The 17,071-nt window shown below is 66.8% G+C and carries 25 protein-coding genes; 12 read left to right on the top strand and 13 right to left on the bottom strand.

Annotated elements, in window-relative coordinates; genetic code table 11:
• Positions 1-16: 16 nt before the first annotated feature.
• The 7 genes from LTV02_RS14715 to mbp1 all read right to left on the bottom strand — a co-directional run bounded on the left by LTV02_RS14715 (position 17) and on the right by mbp1 (position 5,247).
• Positions 17-826: a SigB/SigF/SigG family RNA polymerase sigma factor gene (locus LTV02_RS14715; RefSeq protein WP_233040527.1), complete on the bottom strand. Its 810-nt coding sequence runs from the start codon at positions 824-826 to the stop codon at positions 17-19.
• Complete coding sequence (locus LTV02_RS14720; protein WP_233040528.1) at positions 816-1,247, bottom strand: ATP-binding protein; 432 nt, start codon at positions 1,245-1,247, stop codon at positions 816-818. Before LTV02_RS14720 ends, LTV02_RS14715 begins: the two co-directional genes overlap by 11 nt.
• Before the next feature lie 150 nt (positions 1,248-1,397).
• Complete coding sequence (locus LTV02_RS14725; protein WP_408639364.1) at positions 1,398-2,078, bottom strand: PAS and ANTAR domain-containing protein; 681 nt, start codon at positions 2,076-2,078, stop codon at positions 1,398-1,400.
• A gap of 87 nt (positions 2,079-2,165) precedes the next feature.
• Entirely contained in the window at positions 2,166-2,579 is a 414-nt protein-coding gene (locus LTV02_RS14730) for an STAS domain-containing protein (protein ID WP_233040529.1), read from the bottom strand.
• Between the two features lie 219 nt (positions 2,580-2,798).
• Positions 2,799-3,662, bottom strand: coding sequence for an acyl-CoA thioesterase domain-containing protein (locus LTV02_RS14735; RefSeq protein WP_233040530.1), 864 nt, complete (start codon positions 3,660-3,662; stop codon positions 2,799-2,801).
• 97 nt (positions 3,663-3,759) lie between these two features.
• Positions 3,760-4,329: a hemerythrin domain-containing protein gene (locus tag LTV02_RS14740; RefSeq protein ID WP_233040531.1), complete on the bottom strand. Its 570-nt coding sequence runs from the start codon at positions 4,327-4,329 to the stop codon at positions 3,760-3,762.
• Between the two features lie 66 nt (positions 4,330-4,395).
• Positions 4,396-5,247, bottom strand: coding sequence for a microaggregate-binding protein 1 (gene mbp1, locus LTV02_RS39495; RefSeq protein WP_332909579.1), 852 nt, complete (start codon positions 5,245-5,247; stop codon positions 4,396-4,398).
• A gap of 91 nt (positions 5,248-5,338) precedes the next feature.
• Here mbp1 and LTV02_RS14750 point away from each other — a divergent pair, with 91 nt between their 5' ends.
• The 6 genes from LTV02_RS14750 (at position 5,339) to LTV02_RS14775 (ending at position 8,599) form a co-directional block, all read left to right on the top strand.
• A complete protein-coding gene (locus LTV02_RS14750) occupies positions 5,339-6,181 on the top strand; it encodes a hypothetical protein (protein WP_233040532.1) in 843 nt (280 codons plus the stop codon).
• Positions 6,182-6,240: 59 nt separating this feature from the next.
• Positions 6,241-6,984, top strand: coding sequence for a metallophosphoesterase family protein (locus LTV02_RS14755; RefSeq protein ID WP_233041582.1), 744 nt, complete (start codon positions 6,241-6,243; stop codon positions 6,982-6,984).
• 73 nt (positions 6,985-7,057) lie between these two features.
• Positions 7,058-7,378: a hypothetical protein gene (locus LTV02_RS14760; protein WP_233040533.1), complete on the top strand. Its 321-nt coding sequence runs from the start codon at positions 7,058-7,060 to the stop codon at positions 7,376-7,378.
• A complete protein-coding gene (locus tag LTV02_RS14765; protein WP_233040534.1) occupies positions 7,375-7,794 on the top strand; it encodes a hypothetical protein in 420 nt (139 codons plus the stop codon). The genes LTV02_RS14760 and LTV02_RS14765 overlap by 4 nt, the downstream gene beginning before the upstream one ends.
• A 12-nt stretch (positions 7,795-7,806) precedes the next feature.
• The gene (locus LTV02_RS14770) at positions 7,807-8,130 is read left to right on the top strand and encodes a hypothetical protein (protein ID WP_233040535.1); all 324 of its coding nucleotides are present in this window, start codon (positions 7,807-7,809) and stop codon (positions 8,128-8,130) included.
• Positions 8,131-8,350: 220 nt separating this feature from the next.
• Positions 8,351-8,599 (top strand): hypothetical protein, encoded by a 249-nt coding sequence (locus LTV02_RS14775; RefSeq protein WP_067709910.1) that lies wholly within the window; start codon positions 8,351-8,353, stop codon positions 8,597-8,599.
• Between the two features lie 209 nt (positions 8,600-8,808).
• On the opposite strand, the gene LTV02_RS14780 is transcribed toward LTV02_RS14775, so the two are convergent.
• Positions 8,809-9,708, bottom strand: coding sequence for a helix-turn-helix domain-containing protein (locus LTV02_RS14780; protein ID WP_233040536.1), 900 nt, complete (start codon positions 9,706-9,708; stop codon positions 8,809-8,811).
• 87 nt (positions 9,709-9,795) lie between these two features.
• Entirely contained in the window at positions 9,796-10,026 is a 231-nt protein-coding gene (locus LTV02_RS14785; protein ID WP_067709911.1) for a DUF397 domain-containing protein, read from the bottom strand.
• A 341-nt stretch (positions 10,027-10,367) separates the two neighbouring features.
• Between LTV02_RS14785 and LTV02_RS14790 the strand changes: the two genes are divergently transcribed.
• From LTV02_RS14790 to LTV02_RS14800, 3 genes are all read left to right on the top strand, one after another.
• Positions 10,368-11,171: an SAM-dependent methyltransferase gene (locus LTV02_RS14790; RefSeq protein WP_233040537.1), complete on the top strand. Its 804-nt coding sequence runs from the start codon at positions 10,368-10,370 to the stop codon at positions 11,169-11,171.
• Between the two features lie 127 nt (positions 11,172-11,298).
• Positions 11,299-11,475: a hypothetical protein gene (locus LTV02_RS14795; protein WP_157762104.1), complete on the top strand. Its 177-nt coding sequence runs from the start codon at positions 11,299-11,301 to the stop codon at positions 11,473-11,475.
• A gap of 80 nt (positions 11,476-11,555) precedes the next feature.
• Positions 11,556-11,846 carry a hypothetical protein gene (locus tag LTV02_RS14800; RefSeq protein ID WP_067709918.1) on the top strand — a complete coding sequence of 97 codons (291 nt, stop codon included), beginning with the start codon at positions 11,556-11,558 and terminating at the stop codon, positions 11,844-11,846.
• Positions 11,847-11,920: 74 nt separating this feature from the next.
• Here the strand turns inward: LTV02_RS14800 and LTV02_RS39250 are convergent, their stop codons facing one another.
• The 3 genes from LTV02_RS39250 to LTV02_RS14815 all read right to left on the bottom strand — a co-directional run bounded on the left by LTV02_RS39250 (position 11,921) and on the right by LTV02_RS14815 (position 13,788).
• Positions 11,921-12,700, bottom strand: a complete 780-nt coding sequence (locus LTV02_RS39250; protein WP_067709919.1) for a winged helix-turn-helix domain-containing protein — start codon at positions 12,698-12,700, stop codon at positions 11,921-11,923.
• 90 nt (positions 12,701-12,790) lie between these two features.
• Complete coding sequence (locus LTV02_RS14810) at positions 12,791-13,507, bottom strand: polysaccharide deacetylase family protein (protein WP_408639365.1); 717 nt, start codon at positions 13,505-13,507, stop codon at positions 12,791-12,793.
• The gene (locus tag LTV02_RS14815) at positions 13,504-13,788 is read right to left on the bottom strand and encodes a winged helix-turn-helix transcriptional regulator (protein ID WP_067709920.1); all 285 of its coding nucleotides are present in this window, start codon (positions 13,786-13,788) and stop codon (positions 13,504-13,506) included. Before LTV02_RS14815 ends, LTV02_RS14810 begins: the two co-directional genes overlap by 4 nt.
• 57 nt (positions 13,789-13,845) lie before the next feature.
• Here LTV02_RS14815 and LTV02_RS14820 point away from each other — a divergent pair, with 57 nt between their 5' ends.
• The 3 genes from LTV02_RS14820 (at position 13,846) to LTV02_RS14830 (ending at position 15,725) form a co-directional block, all read left to right on the top strand.
• Positions 13,846-14,613, top strand: coding sequence for an SDR family oxidoreductase (locus LTV02_RS14820; protein ID WP_233040538.1), 768 nt, complete (start codon positions 13,846-13,848; stop codon positions 14,611-14,613).
• Positions 14,614-14,671: 58 nt separating this feature from the next.
• Positions 14,672-15,313, top strand: a complete 642-nt coding sequence (locus LTV02_RS14825) for a LysE family translocator (protein WP_233040539.1) — start codon at positions 14,672-14,674, stop codon at positions 15,311-15,313.
• A 61-nt stretch (positions 15,314-15,374) separates the two neighbouring features.
• Positions 15,375-15,725: a hypothetical protein gene (locus tag LTV02_RS14830; protein ID WP_233040540.1), complete on the top strand. Its 351-nt coding sequence runs from the start codon at positions 15,375-15,377 to the stop codon at positions 15,723-15,725.
• A gap of 28 nt (positions 15,726-15,753) precedes the next feature.
• Here LTV02_RS14830 and LTV02_RS14835 read toward each other — a convergent pair whose 3' ends face one another.
• Positions 15,754-17,070: an oxygenase MpaB family protein gene (locus LTV02_RS14835; protein WP_233040541.1), complete on the bottom strand. Its 1,317-nt coding sequence runs from the start codon at positions 17,068-17,070 to the stop codon at positions 15,754-15,756.
• Position 17,071: the final 1 nt, after the last annotated feature.

Genomic DNA, 17,071 nt, shown 5'->3' on the forward strand with positions numbered 1-17,071 from the left:
GGAGTTTTCGCGCCGGTCAATCACGCAGTGCCTGCTCGCGCAACCAGCCCAGGGTCTTGGCCAGGATGCGCGAGACATGCATCTGCGAGATGCCGAGTTCGTCGGCGATCTGCGTCTGGGTCTTGGCATCGAAGAATCGCATGATCAGGATGTGCTGTTCGCGCTCGGGCAGTTCGGCCAGGAGCGGTTTGACCGCCATGAACTCGTCCACCCGGTCGTAGCGCGGCTCGACCTCGCCGAGCACCTCCATCAGCGACAGCGGGGTGTTCTCGCTGTCGTCACCGGCGACGGCGTCGAGCGAAGCCAGCTGATAGGCATTGCCCGCGATCAGCGCCTGCGTCACCTCCACCAGGTCCACCTCGAGTTCCGCGGCGATCTCGCGGGCCTTGGGCAGCCGGCCCAGCCGCTGCGCCAGCGTATCGATGGCCCCGCCGATGGAAAGCTGAATCTCCTTGGTACGGCGCGGCACTCGCACCGCCCAGGTATTGTCGCGGAAATGCCGGCGCACCTCGCCCATCACGGTCGGCACCGCGAAGGACAGGAACGACGACCCGCGGGTGACGTCGAAACGATCCACCGCCTGCACCAGCCCGACCCGGGCCACCTGCAGCAGATCGTCGAAGGATTCCCCGCGCCCGGAGAACTTGCGCGCGATATGGTCGGCCAGCGGCATGCAGCGCCCGATCAGCTTCTCCCGCACGCGTTCGTACTGCGGGTCGGCCGGGTCGATGGCGGCCAGCTCCTCGAACATCGGCTCGATATTGTCGTAGCTGTCGCCGCGGCTGCGGGAGCGCGCGGGCGGGCGGGGCTGGGCCTTATCCACCATCGGCGACGCCTCGTAACCGGCTGAATTCGACCAGCACCGGGTACCCGCCGGCGGCCGGATCGAAGGGATGACGATGCGCGGTGAGGTTCTCGGTGATGGTGTCGAGCACGTGCCAGCCGAAACCGTTCTCGTCCAAGGCATCCGCGTCGACCGTGGTGCCGCCCACCCGCACCAGCATGCGCTGCTCGTCGAAGTCGAAATCGCAGGCGATATGGCTGCCCGGCACCGCCGCCACGATGAGCGCGGTCGCGACCTCGTCCAGCGCGACCCGGATATCGGTGACCTCGTCGAGGGCGAAATCGGCGATGAGCGCCACGGTCTCGGCCAGCGCCCGCAGCATGGTCAGTTGCTCGAGTTCGGCAGGTACCCGCAGGCCGACGGTGCTGGTATCGGTGGCCGGCCGGGAAATCCACTCTGTCATGCGCATCTCCGCTAGTCCATTGCCGAGCGACCGTGACGAGATACGCCGCGCCCGGCCGTTGTTGTATCCGTTCGTCCCTCGCATTATCGCCGCGATACCCGCCGCGACGGCTCGGAAACCCCGCAGCCGTCGTGGATTGCCCCGGGCCGGTTACGACTCGAGCCGCTGATGGACCGTCAGCAGCACATGATCGAAACGCGTGCGCAGTTCGACCGCGGTGCCGCCCATGGCGGTCACCTCGGCTACCAGCTGCTGGGCCAGGGTGCGCAGTTTGGTGTTGGTCTCCTGCGAGCGCCAGGTCAGCACCCGGAAGGCCTGTTCGGCATTGATGCCGTAGACGAGCATGAGCGCACCCTTGGCCTGTTCGATCACCGCGCGCGCCCGGTACAGCTCGGGCAGGGTGTCGTCCAAGGTCTCCTGCCGATGTTCGGCGAGAGTGTCGGTCACATCGATGTAGTAGCCGGTCGTGCCGACCACATTGTCTTTTTCGTCAACCATATGGTCACCCACCACGATCACGTGGTGCACGTCGCCATGGGTGTCGATGATCCGGTGCCGGCTGGAGAAGGGATCCCCGTGCTCCACTGCCCGGGCCAGGAAGGTGGCCACCTGCTCTCGATCCTCGGGATGCTTGTGCTCGAGCAGCAGTTCGGTGGTGGGGTGCACGGTGCCGGGCGGGTAACCGTGGATCGCGGCCACTTCGTCGGACCATTCCCAGCGCTGGTCGGCGAACCAGAAACGAAAACTGCCGACGTGCTGTGCGTGCCCGCTGCCGATCACCTGGTCGAAAGCCTGAGCCTCATCCGCCGAGAGCTCACCACCTGTTGTCACCTCACGAGTATCCGCTCCGGAAAGGCGCTCCGGCAGTGGATCGGTGGGACCGGACCCGGTCCGATCCCACCCGACCTCCATCGACAACTATGCCTCCAGCGCGGCCTGAACCGAAGAGTGATAGCGGAACAACGGCCGCACACCGGTCACCTCGAGCACGCGCTCGATTTCCCGGCGGCAGGCCACCACTCGCAGTTCCACGCCGACCGCCTCGGCGGACTCCTTCGCCCCGGCCAGCGCCGAGGCGCCGCCGATGCTCAGGAAACTGGTCTGACGGAAGTCGACGACCACGGCCGCCGAACCGGACGTCATCGCCCGTTCCAGCGCCTCGGTGAATTCGGGCAGAACCGCGGCATCGAGTTCACCCTCCACCCGCACGACGGCGCACGAGTGCGCCGGATCGGTTCGCGGCGGCGAATGCTGTTCTGGGCGATCGCGTTCGGCACCGGAGGCGATGGCGTCGGCTTCGACGCCACGCTGGAGTACGGCAATTGCGGACATGACTACCTCCTGGGGAGGGGATGTCCGGTTCCTGCGCACTGGGGAACCACACCGACGGTGTCGGAAAAATGAGGCGCGACGGCGATACGCCGGAAGGCGATACCACTACCACGCTCGCCGATGCGAGCGATCCCCGGCAAGAACCGGGCGGCTGTAGTCTCAACCTGAAGACATTCTGTCACGGTCCGGTGGATCTGTCACAGACTCCCCGGAACCGGTCTAGATACGCGCCGACACCGCGATATCCAACTGCGCGTTGCTGATCTGCCGGCCGGCATTGGACACCGAGGTCACCATGGCGCTGCCGAAGGATCCGCACCGGTCGAACAGGGTCGCGGTGCCGACCGCCATCCCGCGTTCACTGAAGTGGCTGTCGGCCTCCACCCCGATCTCGTAGCCCTCCGGCATGCGCACCAGGGCCAGCGTCATATCGGTATTGATGAACCCGATCCCGGCATCGCCCCAGTTGGTCATCATGCTGGTGGCCTCGCCGACGATGGCGGCCCGCACGAACGGCGACAGCTCCTCGCCGGTGACGGTGCGAATCGGGTTCTGCCAGGTCCGTTTCCGGCTGTCGTTCTCGTGCTCGGTCGGCAGCGGCGACCACTCGCCCGCGCTGCCGAACAGCGGCACCTTGGGCAGCGCCGACGGGGGCGCGACGGCGAGCGAGGGCGGCTCCGGTTCGCGGTCCCGCCGCCACAGCGCGCCGGGCGGCTGTTCGGAGGGCTGCAGCAGGACCGCCGAGGCCCGCGCGGCGACCTTCCCGCCCTGCACCACGCTCACGTCGGCGACCCGGATCCGCTTGCCGTCGCGCACCCGCACCGTCGGCAGGGTGGTGTGCTCGAAACGGGCCGCGCTGAACATGTCGACGGTCAGCCGCACCGGTACGAAGCCGTCGGTGGCGTGCGCCCGTTCGAGTTCCCGGGCCATCAGCCCGCACAGCGCCGGGCCCACCACCTGCGCCGCGGACCATTGACTGGCCGCGAAGCGAGTCGGCTGGAAACCGCCGTCCACCTCGTCGAAATACGCGGGCACATCCATCACGGTGTACGGCTCCTGTCCGGTGCAGTCGATCGAAACCACTGCTCCCAGAGCTAACACACCGTTGAAACCGGTTACAACATCGAGTCCCGTCCGGGCCGGGTGGCATTTCCCACAACCGGCCCGGAGCCCGCGCGATTCAGCTCTGCTCGCTCTGCCGCCGCCAATCGCGCACGGCGTCACGCACCCGGTCGAAGACGGCCAGCGGCGGGCCGAAGGCCACATTGGACAGCGCGGACTCGCCGCCGACGGTGTGTGGCCGGGTCGGGGCGACGGCCTCGGCGACCCGGACCGCGGTGGCCAGGCTGGCCCGCTGCGCGGCCGAGGAGTGCTGCAGGAGCGGCCCGAACTCCTCCTTCTCCTCCATCTCGGCGTGCTCGACGACCCGCTCGGCGAAAGCCCGGAAGCGCTGATCGAACTCTCGGTGCTCGGGACCCATCTCGAAGAGTTCGGCCAGTTCCCGCTTGGCCTGCTGCTCCTCCTGCAGGCGGGCGTCGACGATCTGATCGTTGACGGCCACCCGGCGCGCGGTCGGATGGATGACCTCCTCCTCGGCGCTCTCGTGCACGGCCAGCAGCCGCACCAATTCCTCGAAGGGTTCGCGTTTGCTCGGCCCGGGCGCGGCCTGCACCTGCTCGAGCAATTGTTTGATCTGATTGTGCTGGGACATCAGGAGTTCGACGACATCCTGATCGTGTGCGCTGCTCATGAAAAGCTGCTCCTGAACGGGCGGAATGCCCGGCGGACCGACCGCCGGGCATTTCCTTGCTATGGATTATCGATTGCCTTCTTGGTAGGCGCGCTGCCGCTTTTCCTCGGCTTCGGCCTTGGCGCGTTCCTTTTCGGCCTGGGCCTCGTGCTTGGCGGCATCGAGCTGGTCCTCCGCGCGCGACTGCTGGACACGGCCCTCGTCACGCAGGTTCTCATTGCCGAAGACGGTGCCGGCGGCTTCCTTGGCCTTACCCTTCGCGCCTTCCACGGTGCCTTCGAAGCCCTCACGGAATCCGCTCTTCTCGTGCTCGGACAAGAGATTCACCTCCACGGTGTCGGTGTTCGACTGACAATGCGGCGATACCCGGCGATTCGGACCCGAAACATGCTGCGGTACTTGGACATCCGAGTTTCCGGGGCGCCAGCGCGGGCTACCGGCACGCCGCCGCCAGGGCAGTACCACCCAGCACAGGGCGAACAGGAAACCCAGCGCGCCGCCCGCGCTCGCGGCCGCGAGCGGACCGGCCACCACATCGAAGATCAGCACCGCCACCATCACCAGCGCCGCCGCCAGCAGCACCAGTCCGGTCATGGCGTAGCGGTGCGCGGAAAGCACCACGGTGTCGATTCGATGGCGGCGGAAAAGAATTCGATGCGCCGATACCGGAGCGACCAGGAAAATGGTGGCGCAGATCGAGGCCAGTACGGTCGCGAGATACAGCCCGCGCTGCCAATCCGACAGCGTCTGAAAACGCGCCTGGAAAGGTACGGTGAGCAGAAATCCGGTGAGCAATTGCACGCCGGTTTGCACCACCCGGGTTTCCTGGATCAGGGTGTTCCAATTCCGGTCGAGCCGTTCGATCTCCGTTTCGTGGCGCGCCGCCATATCCCATTCCCGATCCGCACCCGCCGGCATATCGACCTTCCCTTCCTGGGCACGCCCTACCCGCTCCGCGGCCGATCAATCACGCCCGATTAGCCGGCGTCGGCACGGGTATGCCCCGGGTATGGTCCAGACGATCGACCGCCTCCTCGACACGCTCACCCGCGTGGTGAACACGCTGCTGGACAAGGAGATTCCATTCGCGGTCGGCGGCGGTTGCGCGGTCTACGCCCGCGGCGGGCCGGCCTCGGATCACGATGTGGACATCTTCGTCAAGCCGCGGGACGCGCAGCGGGCCCGGGCCGCGCTGACGGCGTGCGGGCTGCGGCCGGTGGATCCGGCGGAGGACTGGCTGACCAAGGTCTACGACGGGGACACCCTGGTGGACTTGATCTTCCGGCCCAACTACCGGACCGTCACCGACGAACTGCTGGGCCGGGCGGGCTGGTTGCGCATCGGGCCGACCGCCGCGCCGGTGATCAGCGGCACCGATCTGCTGGTGGACAAACTCATGGTGCTCGACCCGCACCGGCTGGACTTCACCCGGCTGCTGCACATCGCGCGGGATCTGCGCGAGCAGGTGGACTGGGCGCGGGTGCGCACCGAAACCGAGATGTCGCCGTACGCGCGGGCCTTCCTGGGCCTGCTCGACGATCTCGGCATCAGCGAGCAACGAGAGGCTGGGGACATGACCGATCCGACCGAGCGGCGGACCGAGGCGATCCTGCCGCAATATCTGGTGGCCAATCTGCGCCGCGCCTTCGCCGAGGATCCGCGCACCGCCGAGCTGGGCGTGCAGGTCACGCTGCGCGGGGATGTGGTGGTGCTCAGCGGCGAGGTGATGGGCACCGCCCGCCGCCGCGAACTGGAGGCGGTGGTGCACGAGCTGGCGCCGAAACTGCGGGTGCACAACGACGTTCGGGTGATCCACGCGAACGCGCCCACCGAGCACGAGGAGCTGAACTGAACGGGGCGGGCGCGGACGGGGCCGGCGCACACCGCGACGGCCCGGGGTCGCCGACGGCCATCGAACCGACCGACCGGGTTCGAATCGCGGCGGTCGGCGATGTGCATCTGGGCGAGGATTCCGGCGGCTCGCTGCGGCCCGCGCTCGAGGAACTGCCCGACTGCGCGGACGTGCTGCTGCTCGCCGGCGATCTGACCCGGCACGGCACCCTGGACGAAGCGCGGGTGGTGGCCCGGGAATTCGCGGAGCTGGCGGTGCCGGTGATCGCGGTGCTGGGCAATCACGACCATCACGGCGACGTGCCGGAGGAGATCACCGCGCTGCTCACCGACCACGGCATCACGGTGCTGGAGGGCTCGGCGGTGACCGTGCCGGTGGCCGGGATCCGGCTCGGCGTGGCCGGGACCAAGGGCTTCGGCGGCGGCTTCGCGGGCAAATGCGCGAGCGTGTTCGGCGAACGGCAGATGCGCGAGTTCGCCGGGCACACCGTCGATCTCGCCGCCGCCCTGCACACCGCGCTGGCCGGTCTGGACACCGAGGTGACGGTCGCGCTCACCCACTACTCCCCCATCGGCGACACGCTGCACGGGGAACCCCTCGAGATCTACCCGTTCCTGGGTTCCTATCTGCTCGGTGAGGCCATCGACGCCTGCCGGCCGCAACTCGCCGTGCACGGGCACGCCCATCACGGCTGCGAGCGCGGCACCACGCCCGGCGGCACCCGGGTGCGCAATGTCGCCCAGCCGGTGATCCGGGCGGCCTTCGCCGTCTACGAACTGCATCCGGCGGTCCTGGCCGGCTGATCCGCCCGTGATTGGGGTGTGCCGGTCCGGGTATGCGCCTGTTATCAGGCTCCGCAGAGAGAGGACAGCGATGATGCCTGCCGCGCACGATGATTCACGCCCCGGAGCACTCCGCTATTCCGCGAACAGCACCGGCGACTACCGCCCCGACGAGCACCGCACCACCCGGCCGCACGCCGGCGAAGCCCTGGAGGACACCCGCAATTGGCCGGGACTGATTCTGTCCGCCCTCGGCATCGTGGCCGTGGCATTGACCTTGACGGCCGCCGGCTACGGATTCGGGGGCTGGGCGGTCATCGGCACGGTGGCCAGCGTGGTGTTGCTGAGCCTGGGAATCACGCAGATGGTGCTCGAACACCGCCGGGTCGAACGCCGGGAAAAGGAGGAGTCATGAGAATTCGAGGCATGGTCGCCGGAGCGCTGCTCGCGGCCGGGCTGCTCACCGGAGCGGCCGCGTGTTCCAACAGCACCGAATCCGGCTCGCCCGGAACCACCACCGGGGAAAACCGCGGACCCGTCTTCACTTCCGAAGGCGCGCCGTCCATTTCGACCGAGGCGGCCCAGCAACTGTGCGAGATGATGAAACCGGAAGTCTCCAAGTGGCGCGATCAGGGTCCGACCATCGGGCGGGTCGCATTCAACGGCACGGTGCACAACTGGGCAATGCGCAATAACGGCATCAATGCCGCCGTTATGCGCGATCGGGCGGTGGTCGACCAGGTGACCACGAGTCAATGCCCGGACGTACGCCAGGACGCCATTGCGGCCCTGGAAATCGACAGCCTGGCCGCCGGCCTGGCCGGGTTCTAGGAGCGGGACGTCATGCGCACTCTTCCCCGGCCCGCGGCGGGGCTCGCGCTCGCCGCCGGACTCGCCGTCGCCGTACTGTCCGGCTGCTCCGAGGCCGAGCAACTCGTGAACAAGGGCGGCGACACACCCTGTAGCGAATTCGTCCAGCAGGACACCGAAAAGCAGCGGGTGACCACCCGCAAATTCCTGGAACAAGAGCAGAGCCGGACCCCCGAACCGGACTCCGACACCGTCGATACGGCCATCGCCACCATAAAACTCATGTGTGAGGCGCAGGCCAACCCGGATACGCCGATCAAGAAGGCGGATCTCACCGGAGTATTCGTTCCGAAATAGCGCTCGCCGCCCCGTCCGTGCAAACTTTTAGCATCCCCAAAACACCCCTCTGCCTGCGTATTCGAGGTTGCAGATGCACTTGCATTTGCGCATAGCACGGTCATAGACTCGTTCCTGCAAGTGCAAGGCATCAATAGGGGACAACCAGAGCGCCGAGCGGTGAATCACCGGCGATTCCTCGCCATCGCTTAGCCGTCGGCCTGGCGTCAGGGGCGTTCGCATGAACCAGCCAATCAACCTCAGCCGACTTGGGTTTGCCGAAAGAAGCACGCCGGCACAATCCTATTCTCGGGAGACGGCAACCGCTTTCGTCATCAGGCAGGTCGAATCCACCGGAGCGGCCACTCGGTACGATTTCGATATCGACCGAATCGTCACGACCGCTCATGCCATGGTGAACGATTGGGATCTGCACATGATGCAGCCCGAGGCATTCTGGCGGATAGCGTCGAGTTTCATTCGGCAATGAGGTCGTAACCACCAGCAGGGGCCCCACCCGGGGCCCCGTTATGCCGTGTTCACCGCCGGCAATGCCAGCCTCCCCCTTGCCAATTCACTTGCATTCACGCAGTCGTATCGCATGGCGCGCGCTTTCGCCCGAAAATTCCGCGCACACGACTGTGCCGCGTCTATCGCCACTCGGGCTCAGACGCGGCTGTTTCCCCCTGCTGCGACCGGTTATTCGGCTGCTGCGGCGGCTTCGGCGGCCAGCTTCTCCATGAGCTGACGCGAACGCTCCGGCGGTTCGGCCTGCACGCTGAGCTGATCCATGACCTGTCGGTAGAGCTCGAGGTCCTGACGGCGATCCAGGTACAGCGAACTCGTCAATTGCTCCAAATACACAATATCGGGCAATTCGGGCTCCGCGAACCGCAGCATGGTGAACGAACTCCCCGCTGCCGCATGGCCACCCGCCGAGAACGGCAGGATCTGAATGGTGACATTGGGCAAGTTCGACACCTTGATCAGCTGATTGATCTGATCGCGCAGCACGCTGTGCCCGCCGATCGGCCGATGCAGGACCGCCTCGTCCAGTACCGCCCAGAAGCTCGGCGCGCCAGGACGTGTCAACAGCTCTTGGCGCCGACGGCGTAGCGATACGCGTCGCTCACCGTCGGCGTCATGGCCGAGCGCCACCATCGAACGGGCGTAGTCCTCGGTCTGCAGCAGGCCGGGGACCAGTTGGCCCTCGTAGGTTCGGATGGACTTGGCCGCATGCTCGAGACCCAGATAGGTCTCGAACCATTGCGGCAGGAGGTCACTGTAGCGATGCCACCAGCCCGGCTCGTTGGCCTTGCGAACCAGATCCATGATCTGGGCGCGCTCGCCGGGATCGTTGACCTCGTAGAGGCTCAACAGATCCCGGATGTCACGCTCCTTGAATCCGGTCCGGCCGAGTTCGAGTCGGCTGATCTTGGCATGGGATCCGCGAATGTGGTCACCCGCGGCTTCCCGGGTGATGTTCTTGGATTCCCGCAACTTCCGCAATTGACTGCCGACCGCGATCCGTACTGCGGTCGGACCGCGTTCGGCGACAGCGGAATCCGCCAGTCCGTGGGCTACGGGTTCTGCGACCATGAGTTTCCACTCCGTTGCTCGGGTTTGCCGGCAGTGGACTCACAACCGCAACGTCGGAACCACCGCGCCGATTGCCAATGCTACCGCTCAGCGTGCCAAGTAGTCGAACTCTCCGCTCTTGGCGCCTTGCAAAAACGCATCGATCTCCGGGCGGGTGTAGACCAGCACCGATCCCAGCGGGTCACGCGAGTTGCGCATGGCCACTTGACCATCGGTGAGTTCCGCCAGTTCCACGCAGTTACCACTGGGATTACTGAAAGTGCTCTTGCGCCACGAGAGTGTCGCCGGATCGATCCGGGTTGCCGATGAATCGGTCATTTCAGACTCCTTGCCAGTACCGCCCGCAGACGGTGGTCCAGTACTTGCAAACGTTCGGTCAAATGTACTTACAGTTGCAACCGCAACAAGAACGATAGCACGCAGATTGCCCGGCAACGATCCCTTGTTTGCCGCACATCCTTTGCAACACAACAGCTTTGATCTTGGAAAACCCCAGGTCCATGCGAAGTTGCGAAGCGAAAACGGCATATCCGACTGGTCGGTTTGATAAATTCCACGGTTCGCCAACCAAGCGCCCGCTGCCCGGCGAACGAATCTTGTACTGTCACTTGACAGACCGGACCTAACACGCGCGCAAGCAGTCGTCGAGGAGTTCCCCTATGCCTGAAACCCATCACCCCGCGATTCGGACCGATGTCCCGCACTCGGCGCGCGTCTGGAACTACTGGATGGGCGGTAAGGACAACTACGAGATCGACCGGATGGTCGGCGATGCCAGTCTCGCCATAGATCCGGACATAACAACCATGGCGGTGGAATCCCGGCGCTTCCTGACCCGCGCGGTCCGCATACTCGCCGGCGAACTCGGCATCACCCAGTTCCTCGATATAGGAACAGGACTGCCCAGTACGGACAACACCCACGAGGTGGCCCAGTCGCTGGCGCCCGCGGCCCGGGTGCTCTATGTCGACAACGATCCGCTCGTGCTGGCGCACGTGCGCGCCCAGACCAGCGGCGCCCAGGGCGTCACCGCCTGCCTGGAGGCCGACTTCCACTCCCCCGGCCGGATTCTCACCGAAGCGCACGCCGTCCTGGATCTCACCCGGCCCGTCGCCGCCATGTTCATGGGCGTGCTCGGGCACGCGGACAGCACCGCCGATTTGCTGCGCATCGTCCGCGAGACCATGGCCGCATTGCCGCCGGGCAGCTATCTGGTCTTCTGGGACGGCACCGTGGACAGCGACGCCTACGTCAAGCTCTGCCTGGAGTACGCCAAGTCCGGCGGCCTCCCCTACCGGCCGCGCCCCGAGGAAGAATTGCGCGCGGTCTTCGACGGCCTGGAATTACTGGAGCCCGGGTTCGTCCCGCTGCCGCGCTGGCGGCCGGTAGTGTCGTCCACATCGGAGTCCACCGCGCCCGTATCGGACATTTCGGCCTATGGCGGCGTGGCGCGTAAACCCTGATGTCACAACAACACCGAATGGGACCCGAAGTCTCCCGACGCGGCTGACCGATCGTGCAGATGTACTTGCATTTGCACGATGCGGACTCCTAAACTCGGATCACTATCCCATCGGCCAGAGGCATCAAATGACCCAGATGCTCGCCCCTTGTACTGATATCTCCGGTGACGATTGCGAAATCGAACCGCGTGGTCTTACTTATCGCTCGGCGCGCGCCATTCTGCGCAAACATGATCAGCATTTCGCCTGCCGGCAGTATCTAGCCGCCATCGCGTACCTGTCCGCGGACAACGACGTCGACTGATCGTCCGAATCCGCTTGCGCAAGTGGGTGAATGGCGGGTACCCCGGATAGGGAACTGCCGTCACACGGAAGAGCGCCGAGATGCTTCTCACCGCTGCCACCACCGCGCACGACCTGTTGGCCCAGGTCTTCGATCCGACCCCCGAGACGCCGCCGGCCGCGGACAAACTGCTGCGGCTGGTCCGTTATTTCACCTGGTTCGTGCTCTTATCCGGCACGCTCGCGATTATTTATGCGGGCGGTCGGTTTGCTTGGGAGAAATGGCAGGGCGGTGCGCTGCAATCACCGAAACAGGTGGCCGGAGCGCTCATCGGGGGAATCGTCGCCACCAGTGCGGGCACCATTATGAATGCCGCCATCGGCGTCTCCTGAGCGCCCACACCCGGGCGCGTGGCGTCTGAGACGAAACCGATCCGTCGGTTATCCCCGGCGGATCATCGAAAACCTCAGGCGGACACCACGTGCGGGAGCACTTCGGCGCCGGCCACGTCCACGCCGACCAGCTCCTCGAAGCGGGCCACCACCTTCTGGTGGTACATGCCGAACAGGTCCTCGAACAGGGCCAGCTGCGCTTCGCTCGGCCCGCCGTCGGATTCCCAAACGGCGACCAGCGCCCGCCACACCAGCACGTGCAGGTCCGGCGATACCGCGAAATAGGCCTGCACCGCCTCGGGCACCTCCAGGACCATTTCACCGATCGAGTTGAGCACCGCCCGCTGCACCGAGAGCCCGAGCGCGGTCAGCAAGCGCCGCAGCAGGCCGAGTTCCAGGCGCAGCATGCGCTCGGGATCCGGATCCGCGCCGCGCGCAAGGGTTTCCAGCTCGTCGATATCGGACTTGAATTCGGCCGGGTCGATCTCGCGGTCACTGCCGGTGTAGGCCAGCAGCGCCTCCAGCGCGATACCGCGTTCCTCGTCCACGATGTGGCCGAACATCTCCGCGGCCGTCTCCGGATCCGGCATGGAGAGCCGGAACAATCGCCGGTACACGTCCACGCCGCCCTCGGCGCGCACATCGCGAATCACGAAACCCTTGCCGCGGTGCGCGTCCACGAAACCGTAGGACTCCAGGCGCCCCAGGATCAGCTGTGCCGTAGCGCGATTCAATTCGAACTCGTCGGCCACCTGACGAACGGACGGCATCAATCCGCCGGGACTGTACTGCCCGGATGCCACGCGACGCGCCAGCTCGTCGGCGACGTCGGCGACTACCGTCCGCTCTCCCATCGTGCACCTCTCCAAACCTTGTTTACGTCCCAGACAGTGTATGTGCTAATTAGGTCAACTGCACAGTTCTTGGCATTCGCCGGACATCGGCTATATCCCCGGCAGCTTCGAAACCGTGACGAAGCGGTACCCGCGCGCGGTCAGTTCGGCCACGATGCGGGGAATGGCGGCGAGCGACGCGGCGCCGGTGTCGTACATGGCGTGCAACAGGATGATGGAACCCGGGCGGACCCGGTCCAGGGTCTCGGCCACGATCTCGTCGGTGCTCGGGCGCTTGCCCGAATCCGGTTCCACATCCCACATGACGGTGATGCGATCGTGCTCGGCCAGATAGCGCGGCAGGGCGATGAGCTTCTTGCCATTGGGCGGGCGGAAGGTGATCGGGCCCTGATAGCCAGTTTTCGCGATCTCGGCGTCGGTGCGCTCGATCTCCTCGCGCACCGTCCCCGGGGTCACGAAGACCATGCGCCGGTGGTGGTAGCTGTGATTGCCGATCTCGTGCCCGGCCGCGGCGATGGCCCGGCCCTGCTCGGGATGGTCGGCCAGTTCGCTGCCGATCAGATAGAAGGTGGCGGGAATCCCGGCGTCCGCCAGGGCTTTCAGAATCTCCGGGGTGTGCCCGGTCGGCCCGTCGTCGAGGGTCAGCGCGACCACTTTGTCCGCGGTGTCCGCCCGCGAGATCAGCCGCCCCGCCACCTGATAGGTGCGCGAGTTCATCAGCATGTACAGGCCGGAGGCGACGACCAGCAGCGCCGCCAGGACGACGGCGGTCCAGGCGAGCGGCCGCCGCAGCCGTCCACGTTTCACAGGCGCTCCCGGGCCCACTGCCACACCGGTTCCAGGGCCGTCGCGAGTTCCCTTCCGGCCGTGGTCAATTCGTACGCCTTGTCCTCGCGTTTGACCAGCACGCCGGCTTCCTGGAGCCGCTGCAACCGCACCGACAGCATGCTCGACGAGCAGTTGTCCATGCGCCGGCGCAGGCCCAGGAATCCCTGCGGTCCCGGCTCCAGCTCCCAGACGATGCGCAGCATCCACCGCTGACCGAGCAGGTCCATGGCCGCGAGCGGCGGCTGAGTTGCGCTTCTCATTTCGAACCACCATATTGGTTCTGAATTAGAAGCGGTCGGGTGGGTAGGAGGAACGGTATGAACGACAGCGGCGCACCGAGGGCGGACCTACGCCGAATCGTGCTGATCACCGGGGCATCTCGCGGGATCGGCGCGGAAACCGCCCGGGTGCTGGCGGCCCGCGGCGACCACGTGATCATCAACTACCGGGAGAAGCGCAAACGCGCCGAAACCCTGGCGGCCGAGATCATCGCGGCGGGCGGGAGCGCGTCGGTGGCGGGCGCGGACATCACCGACCCCGAGGGCGCCCGCGCGCTCGTCGACACCGTGGTCGCCGAATTCGGCCGCCTGGATGTGCTGGTGCTCAACGCCTCCGGCGGCCTCGAGCGCGACGCGGCCCCCGATTACGCCATGTCGATCAACCGCGATGCCCAGGCCCGGCTGGTCGAACTGGCGCTCCCCCATCTCCCTGCCGGCGGGCGGATCGTCTTCGTCACCAGCCACCAGGCCCACTTCTCGGCCACCCGCCCGGTCCCCACCGGCTACGAGCCCATCGCCGCGAGCAAACGCGCGGGCGAGGACGTACTTCGCGGCATGATCCCCGAATTCACCCGGCGTGGAATCGGTTTCGCCGTCGTCTCCGGCGACATGATCGACGGCACCATCATCGTGCGTCTCTTGGAGCGCCGCGACCCGGACGCCGTCACCGCACGCCGTGACGAGGGCGCGCTGCCCACCGTCGAGGAGTTCGCCACCGCGGTAGCCGACGCCACTCGCGACGACCTCGAACCCGGGCACACCGTTTACGTCGGCGGCACGGACTTCCTCACCGCAGGCCGCGCCTGACGCCGATTCAGCGGAAAACCGGTGGTCGGGGCGGCGACGACCATGGCAGCATCGGTGAATGCCGCACTGGGTCCACGTTCTGCCCGCCTTCATGCTCGCGTGTTTGATTCTGGCCGCCATTCCCGGGCCCGCCACCGCCCTGTTTCTGCAGCGCTCGCTGCGGGACGGCCGAACCGCCGGGCTGGCGGCGGTGGCCGGGAACGAGATCGGCGTGTTCGCGTGGACGCTCGCCGGGGGCGCGGGATTGTCGGCGCTGCTGGTGGCGAACCGGATCATGAACCAGGCGGTGCACCTCGTCGGTGCGCTAGTGCTGATCTGGCTGGGGATTCAAGCTTGGCGCGGATCGCGGCGGGATGATGCTTTCGGCGCGGCGCTGACCTCGGCATTGCCCGGTGGTCGCACGCCCGGCGCGGCGTTCCGGGCTTCGCTGATCTCGATCGCCGCGAACCCGAAGGCGGCCGTGTTCGGGCTGACCATCCTGCCGCAATTCCTGCCCGAGTCGGGGCCGGTGCTGGGCACGGTGATCGCACTGGCCGTAGTGCAGCTGGTGATCGACACGGCCTGGTGCGTGGGTGTGGTGCTGGCCGCCGACCGGGCCGGGGAATGGTTGCGGCGCACCGGGATCCGGCAGCGGATCGAGCGGGCGCTGGCGGCGGTGCTGGTGGCGCTGGGATTGGGCCTGGCGGCCGACGCGCGCTGAAACCTGCCTGCCGGTTCGGAACGCGCTGAGCGGGTACTTTCTCGGCGAGGAGGTGTGGCGGGTGTCCAACGACGTGGGCAAGAGCTGGAACGATCCACCGGCGTTCCGCCGGGCGGCGCGCTATGTGCTGAGCATTCTGGCCCTGGCGGCGCTGGTCGCGGTCATCACCCTGGTGTGGGCTTCGGCGCGCTCGCAATGCCTGGACGACACCATGCTGTGCGACACCGCCTCGCGACTGGTCGTGGGTCTCGGACCGGGGCTGGTGCTGCTGTTCGGCGGGATCGGGGCCTTCGTGATGACCTTCCGGGAGTGGCGGGCCGGGCGGACCTGGCCGATCTGGCAGGGCGCGGGCTGGTTCCTGTTCACGCTCATGGTCGTGTACCTGAGCATCGAAGGCGGGTCCGGCGCGTAGGGCCAACGCCGGACCGGGCAGGGCGTGATCAGACCGGGCAGCGCGGCACGCTGTCGGCGGAGACGTCGTGGTGGTCGTAAGGCGTGCCGCGGATGCCGACCCGCCTGGCCAGGAAGCGAGCGACACGGGTGTTGCGCTCCCAGAACGGGTCGATGCGCTCGGCACGACGAGCGCGGCGGCCCCGCGCACCGGGCAGACGATCGTCGATGACCCGCAGGCGCACCGCGGTATCGGCGGCCAATCCGGTGAGCGCGGACCACGGCTGCACCGGAACCGAATGCAAAGGCGTGTCCGCGAGCAATGTTCGAACCAATCCGGGACTGCTGTAGTACGCGAACATGCCGAACAGCGGTGCGGTAGCGGCGATCCGGAGCCGGCCCGCCGCCGTGGCGGCGGTGAAGCGCGCGGTGGCCGCGCCGGTCATGTTCGCCGTCCATTCCGGTGCGACGCCCGCGGTGGCGACCATGTAGTCGGCCATCTCCATCCCCTCGGCCGCCGAATGCGGGATCAGCTCCTCGGCGACGCCGAAGATATAGGCGATGTAGGCCCAGTAGTGCATGACCGCATCCAATTGCGCCGTGGTGGAACGCCTGCCGTGCACATGGTCGAAGCAGATGGGATTGAGCCCGAAGGTGACCGCCGCACCCATGGTGGTGGCGTTCGAGATGGGACTGCCGTGCTGCGCGAAATGCTCGTCACCCCAGCGGCGGCGCAGCATGGCGCGCACCTGCGCGTGCATGAGCCGCACGCGAATAGTGTCGGCGAGAACCGGCGACCACCGCTCCATGGCGCCGGGTGCGGTGACATTGCGGAACCAGACCGCCGATTCGAGGCCGCGGCGGTAGGGATCGCGGACGAACCGGCCCGTCGCCCCGACCGCCGAGGCGACTTCCGCACCCACGAAGGTGCCCATGAAATCCTGCACGCCCATGGCCATCTTCCCGGCGGTGGACACATTGATCCAGCGCCGCCGGCCGTACTCCCACAGCTCCGGGTCGTACCAGTCCGGCGGATTGTCCAGCCGTTCGAACAGCTCCACCAGTTCCGGCGTCGGCGCCGCCACACTGTCGATGCCGTGCGCGAGCGCCTGATTCAGCATGCGCCGCCCGCCCGCCGCACCGAGCTGCCGGAACGAGGCCACCACCCGGTCCATCGGTTCGTCGCCCTGCCACAGATGGTCGGCCATCAACCGGGTGCGCGGCGTCTCGACGGGTTCGCGGCGCACGTCGATCCACGGCGACAACATCGCCCGGCGCGGTTCGAGCCAGAGATCGGAGGCCACGGCCCGGGGCGGCGGCGGCCGCAATGCCATTCCGGGGCGGTAGTAATAGTCGTACTCGTGCATT

It is taken from the genome of Nocardia yamanashiensis (assembly GCF_021183565.1).
GTDB lineage: Bacteria > Actinomycetota > Actinomycetes > Mycobacteriales > Mycobacteriaceae > Nocardia > Nocardia yamanashiensis.

What these genes read in the sequence shown, in the direction of transcription:
- LTV02_RS14715 (WP_233040527.1), bottom strand. Translation starts at nt 826, where the DNA reads ATGGTGGATAAGGCCCAGCCCCGCCCGCCCGCGCGCTCCCGCAGCCGC.
- LTV02_RS14720 (WP_233040528.1), bottom strand. Translation starts at nt 1,247, where the DNA reads ATGACAGAGTGGATTTCCCGGCCGGCCACCGATACCAGCACCGTCGGC.
- LTV02_RS14730 (WP_233040529.1), bottom strand. Translation starts at nt 2,579, where the DNA reads ATGTCCGCAATTGCCGTACTCCAGCGTGGCGTCGAAGCCGACGCCATC.
- LTV02_RS14740 (WP_233040531.1), bottom strand. Translation starts at nt 4,329, where the DNA reads ATGAGCAGCGCACACGATCAGGATGTCGTCGAACTCCTGATGTCCCAG.
- mbp1 (WP_332909579.1), bottom strand. Translation starts at nt 5,247, where the DNA reads ATGCCGGCGGGTGCGGATCGGGAATGGGATATGGCGGCGCGCCACGAA.
- LTV02_RS14750 (WP_233040532.1), top strand. Translation starts at nt 5,339, where the DNA reads ATGGTCCAGACGATCGACCGCCTCCTCGACACGCTCACCCGCGTGGTG.
- LTV02_RS14760 (WP_233040533.1), top strand. Translation starts at nt 7,058, where the DNA reads ATGCCTGCCGCGCACGATGATTCACGCCCCGGAGCACTCCGCTATTCC.
- LTV02_RS14765 (WP_233040534.1), top strand. Translation starts at nt 7,375, where the DNA reads ATGAGAATTCGAGGCATGGTCGCCGGAGCGCTGCTCGCGGCCGGGCTG.
- LTV02_RS14770 (WP_233040535.1), top strand. Translation starts at nt 7,807, where the DNA reads ATGCGCACTCTTCCCCGGCCCGCGGCGGGGCTCGCGCTCGCCGCCGGA.
- LTV02_RS14775 (WP_067709910.1), top strand. Translation starts at nt 8,351, where the DNA reads ATGAACCAGCCAATCAACCTCAGCCGACTTGGGTTTGCCGAAAGAAGC.
- LTV02_RS14780 (WP_233040536.1), bottom strand. Translation starts at nt 9,708, where the DNA reads ATGGTCGCAGAACCCGTAGCCCACGGACTGGCGGATTCCGCTGTCGCC.
- LTV02_RS14785 (WP_067709911.1), bottom strand. Translation starts at nt 10,026, where the DNA reads ATGACCGATTCATCGGCAACCCGGATCGATCCGGCGACACTCTCGTGG.
- LTV02_RS14790 (WP_233040537.1), top strand. Translation starts at nt 10,368, where the DNA reads ATGCCTGAAACCCATCACCCCGCGATTCGGACCGATGTCCCGCACTCG.
- LTV02_RS14795 (WP_157762104.1), top strand. Translation starts at nt 11,299, where the DNA reads ATGACCCAGATGCTCGCCCCTTGTACTGATATCTCCGGTGACGATTGC.
- LTV02_RS14800 (WP_067709918.1), top strand. Translation starts at nt 11,556, where the DNA reads ATGCTTCTCACCGCTGCCACCACCGCGCACGACCTGTTGGCCCAGGTC.
- LTV02_RS39250 (WP_067709919.1), bottom strand. Translation starts at nt 12,700, where the DNA reads ATGGGAGAGCGGACGGTAGTCGCCGACGTCGCCGACGAGCTGGCGCGT.
- LTV02_RS14815 (WP_067709920.1), bottom strand. Translation starts at nt 13,788, where the DNA reads ATGAGAAGCGCAACTCAGCCGCCGCTCGCGGCCATGGACCTGCTCGGT.
- LTV02_RS14820 (WP_233040538.1), top strand. Translation starts at nt 13,846, where the DNA reads ATGAACGACAGCGGCGCACCGAGGGCGGACCTACGCCGAATCGTGCTG.
- LTV02_RS14825 (WP_233040539.1), top strand. Translation starts at nt 14,672, where the DNA reads ATGCCGCACTGGGTCCACGTTCTGCCCGCCTTCATGCTCGCGTGTTTG.
- LTV02_RS14835 (WP_233040541.1), bottom strand. Translation starts at nt 17,070, where the DNA reads ATGCACGAGTACGACTATTACTACCGCCCCGGAATGGCATTGCGGCCG.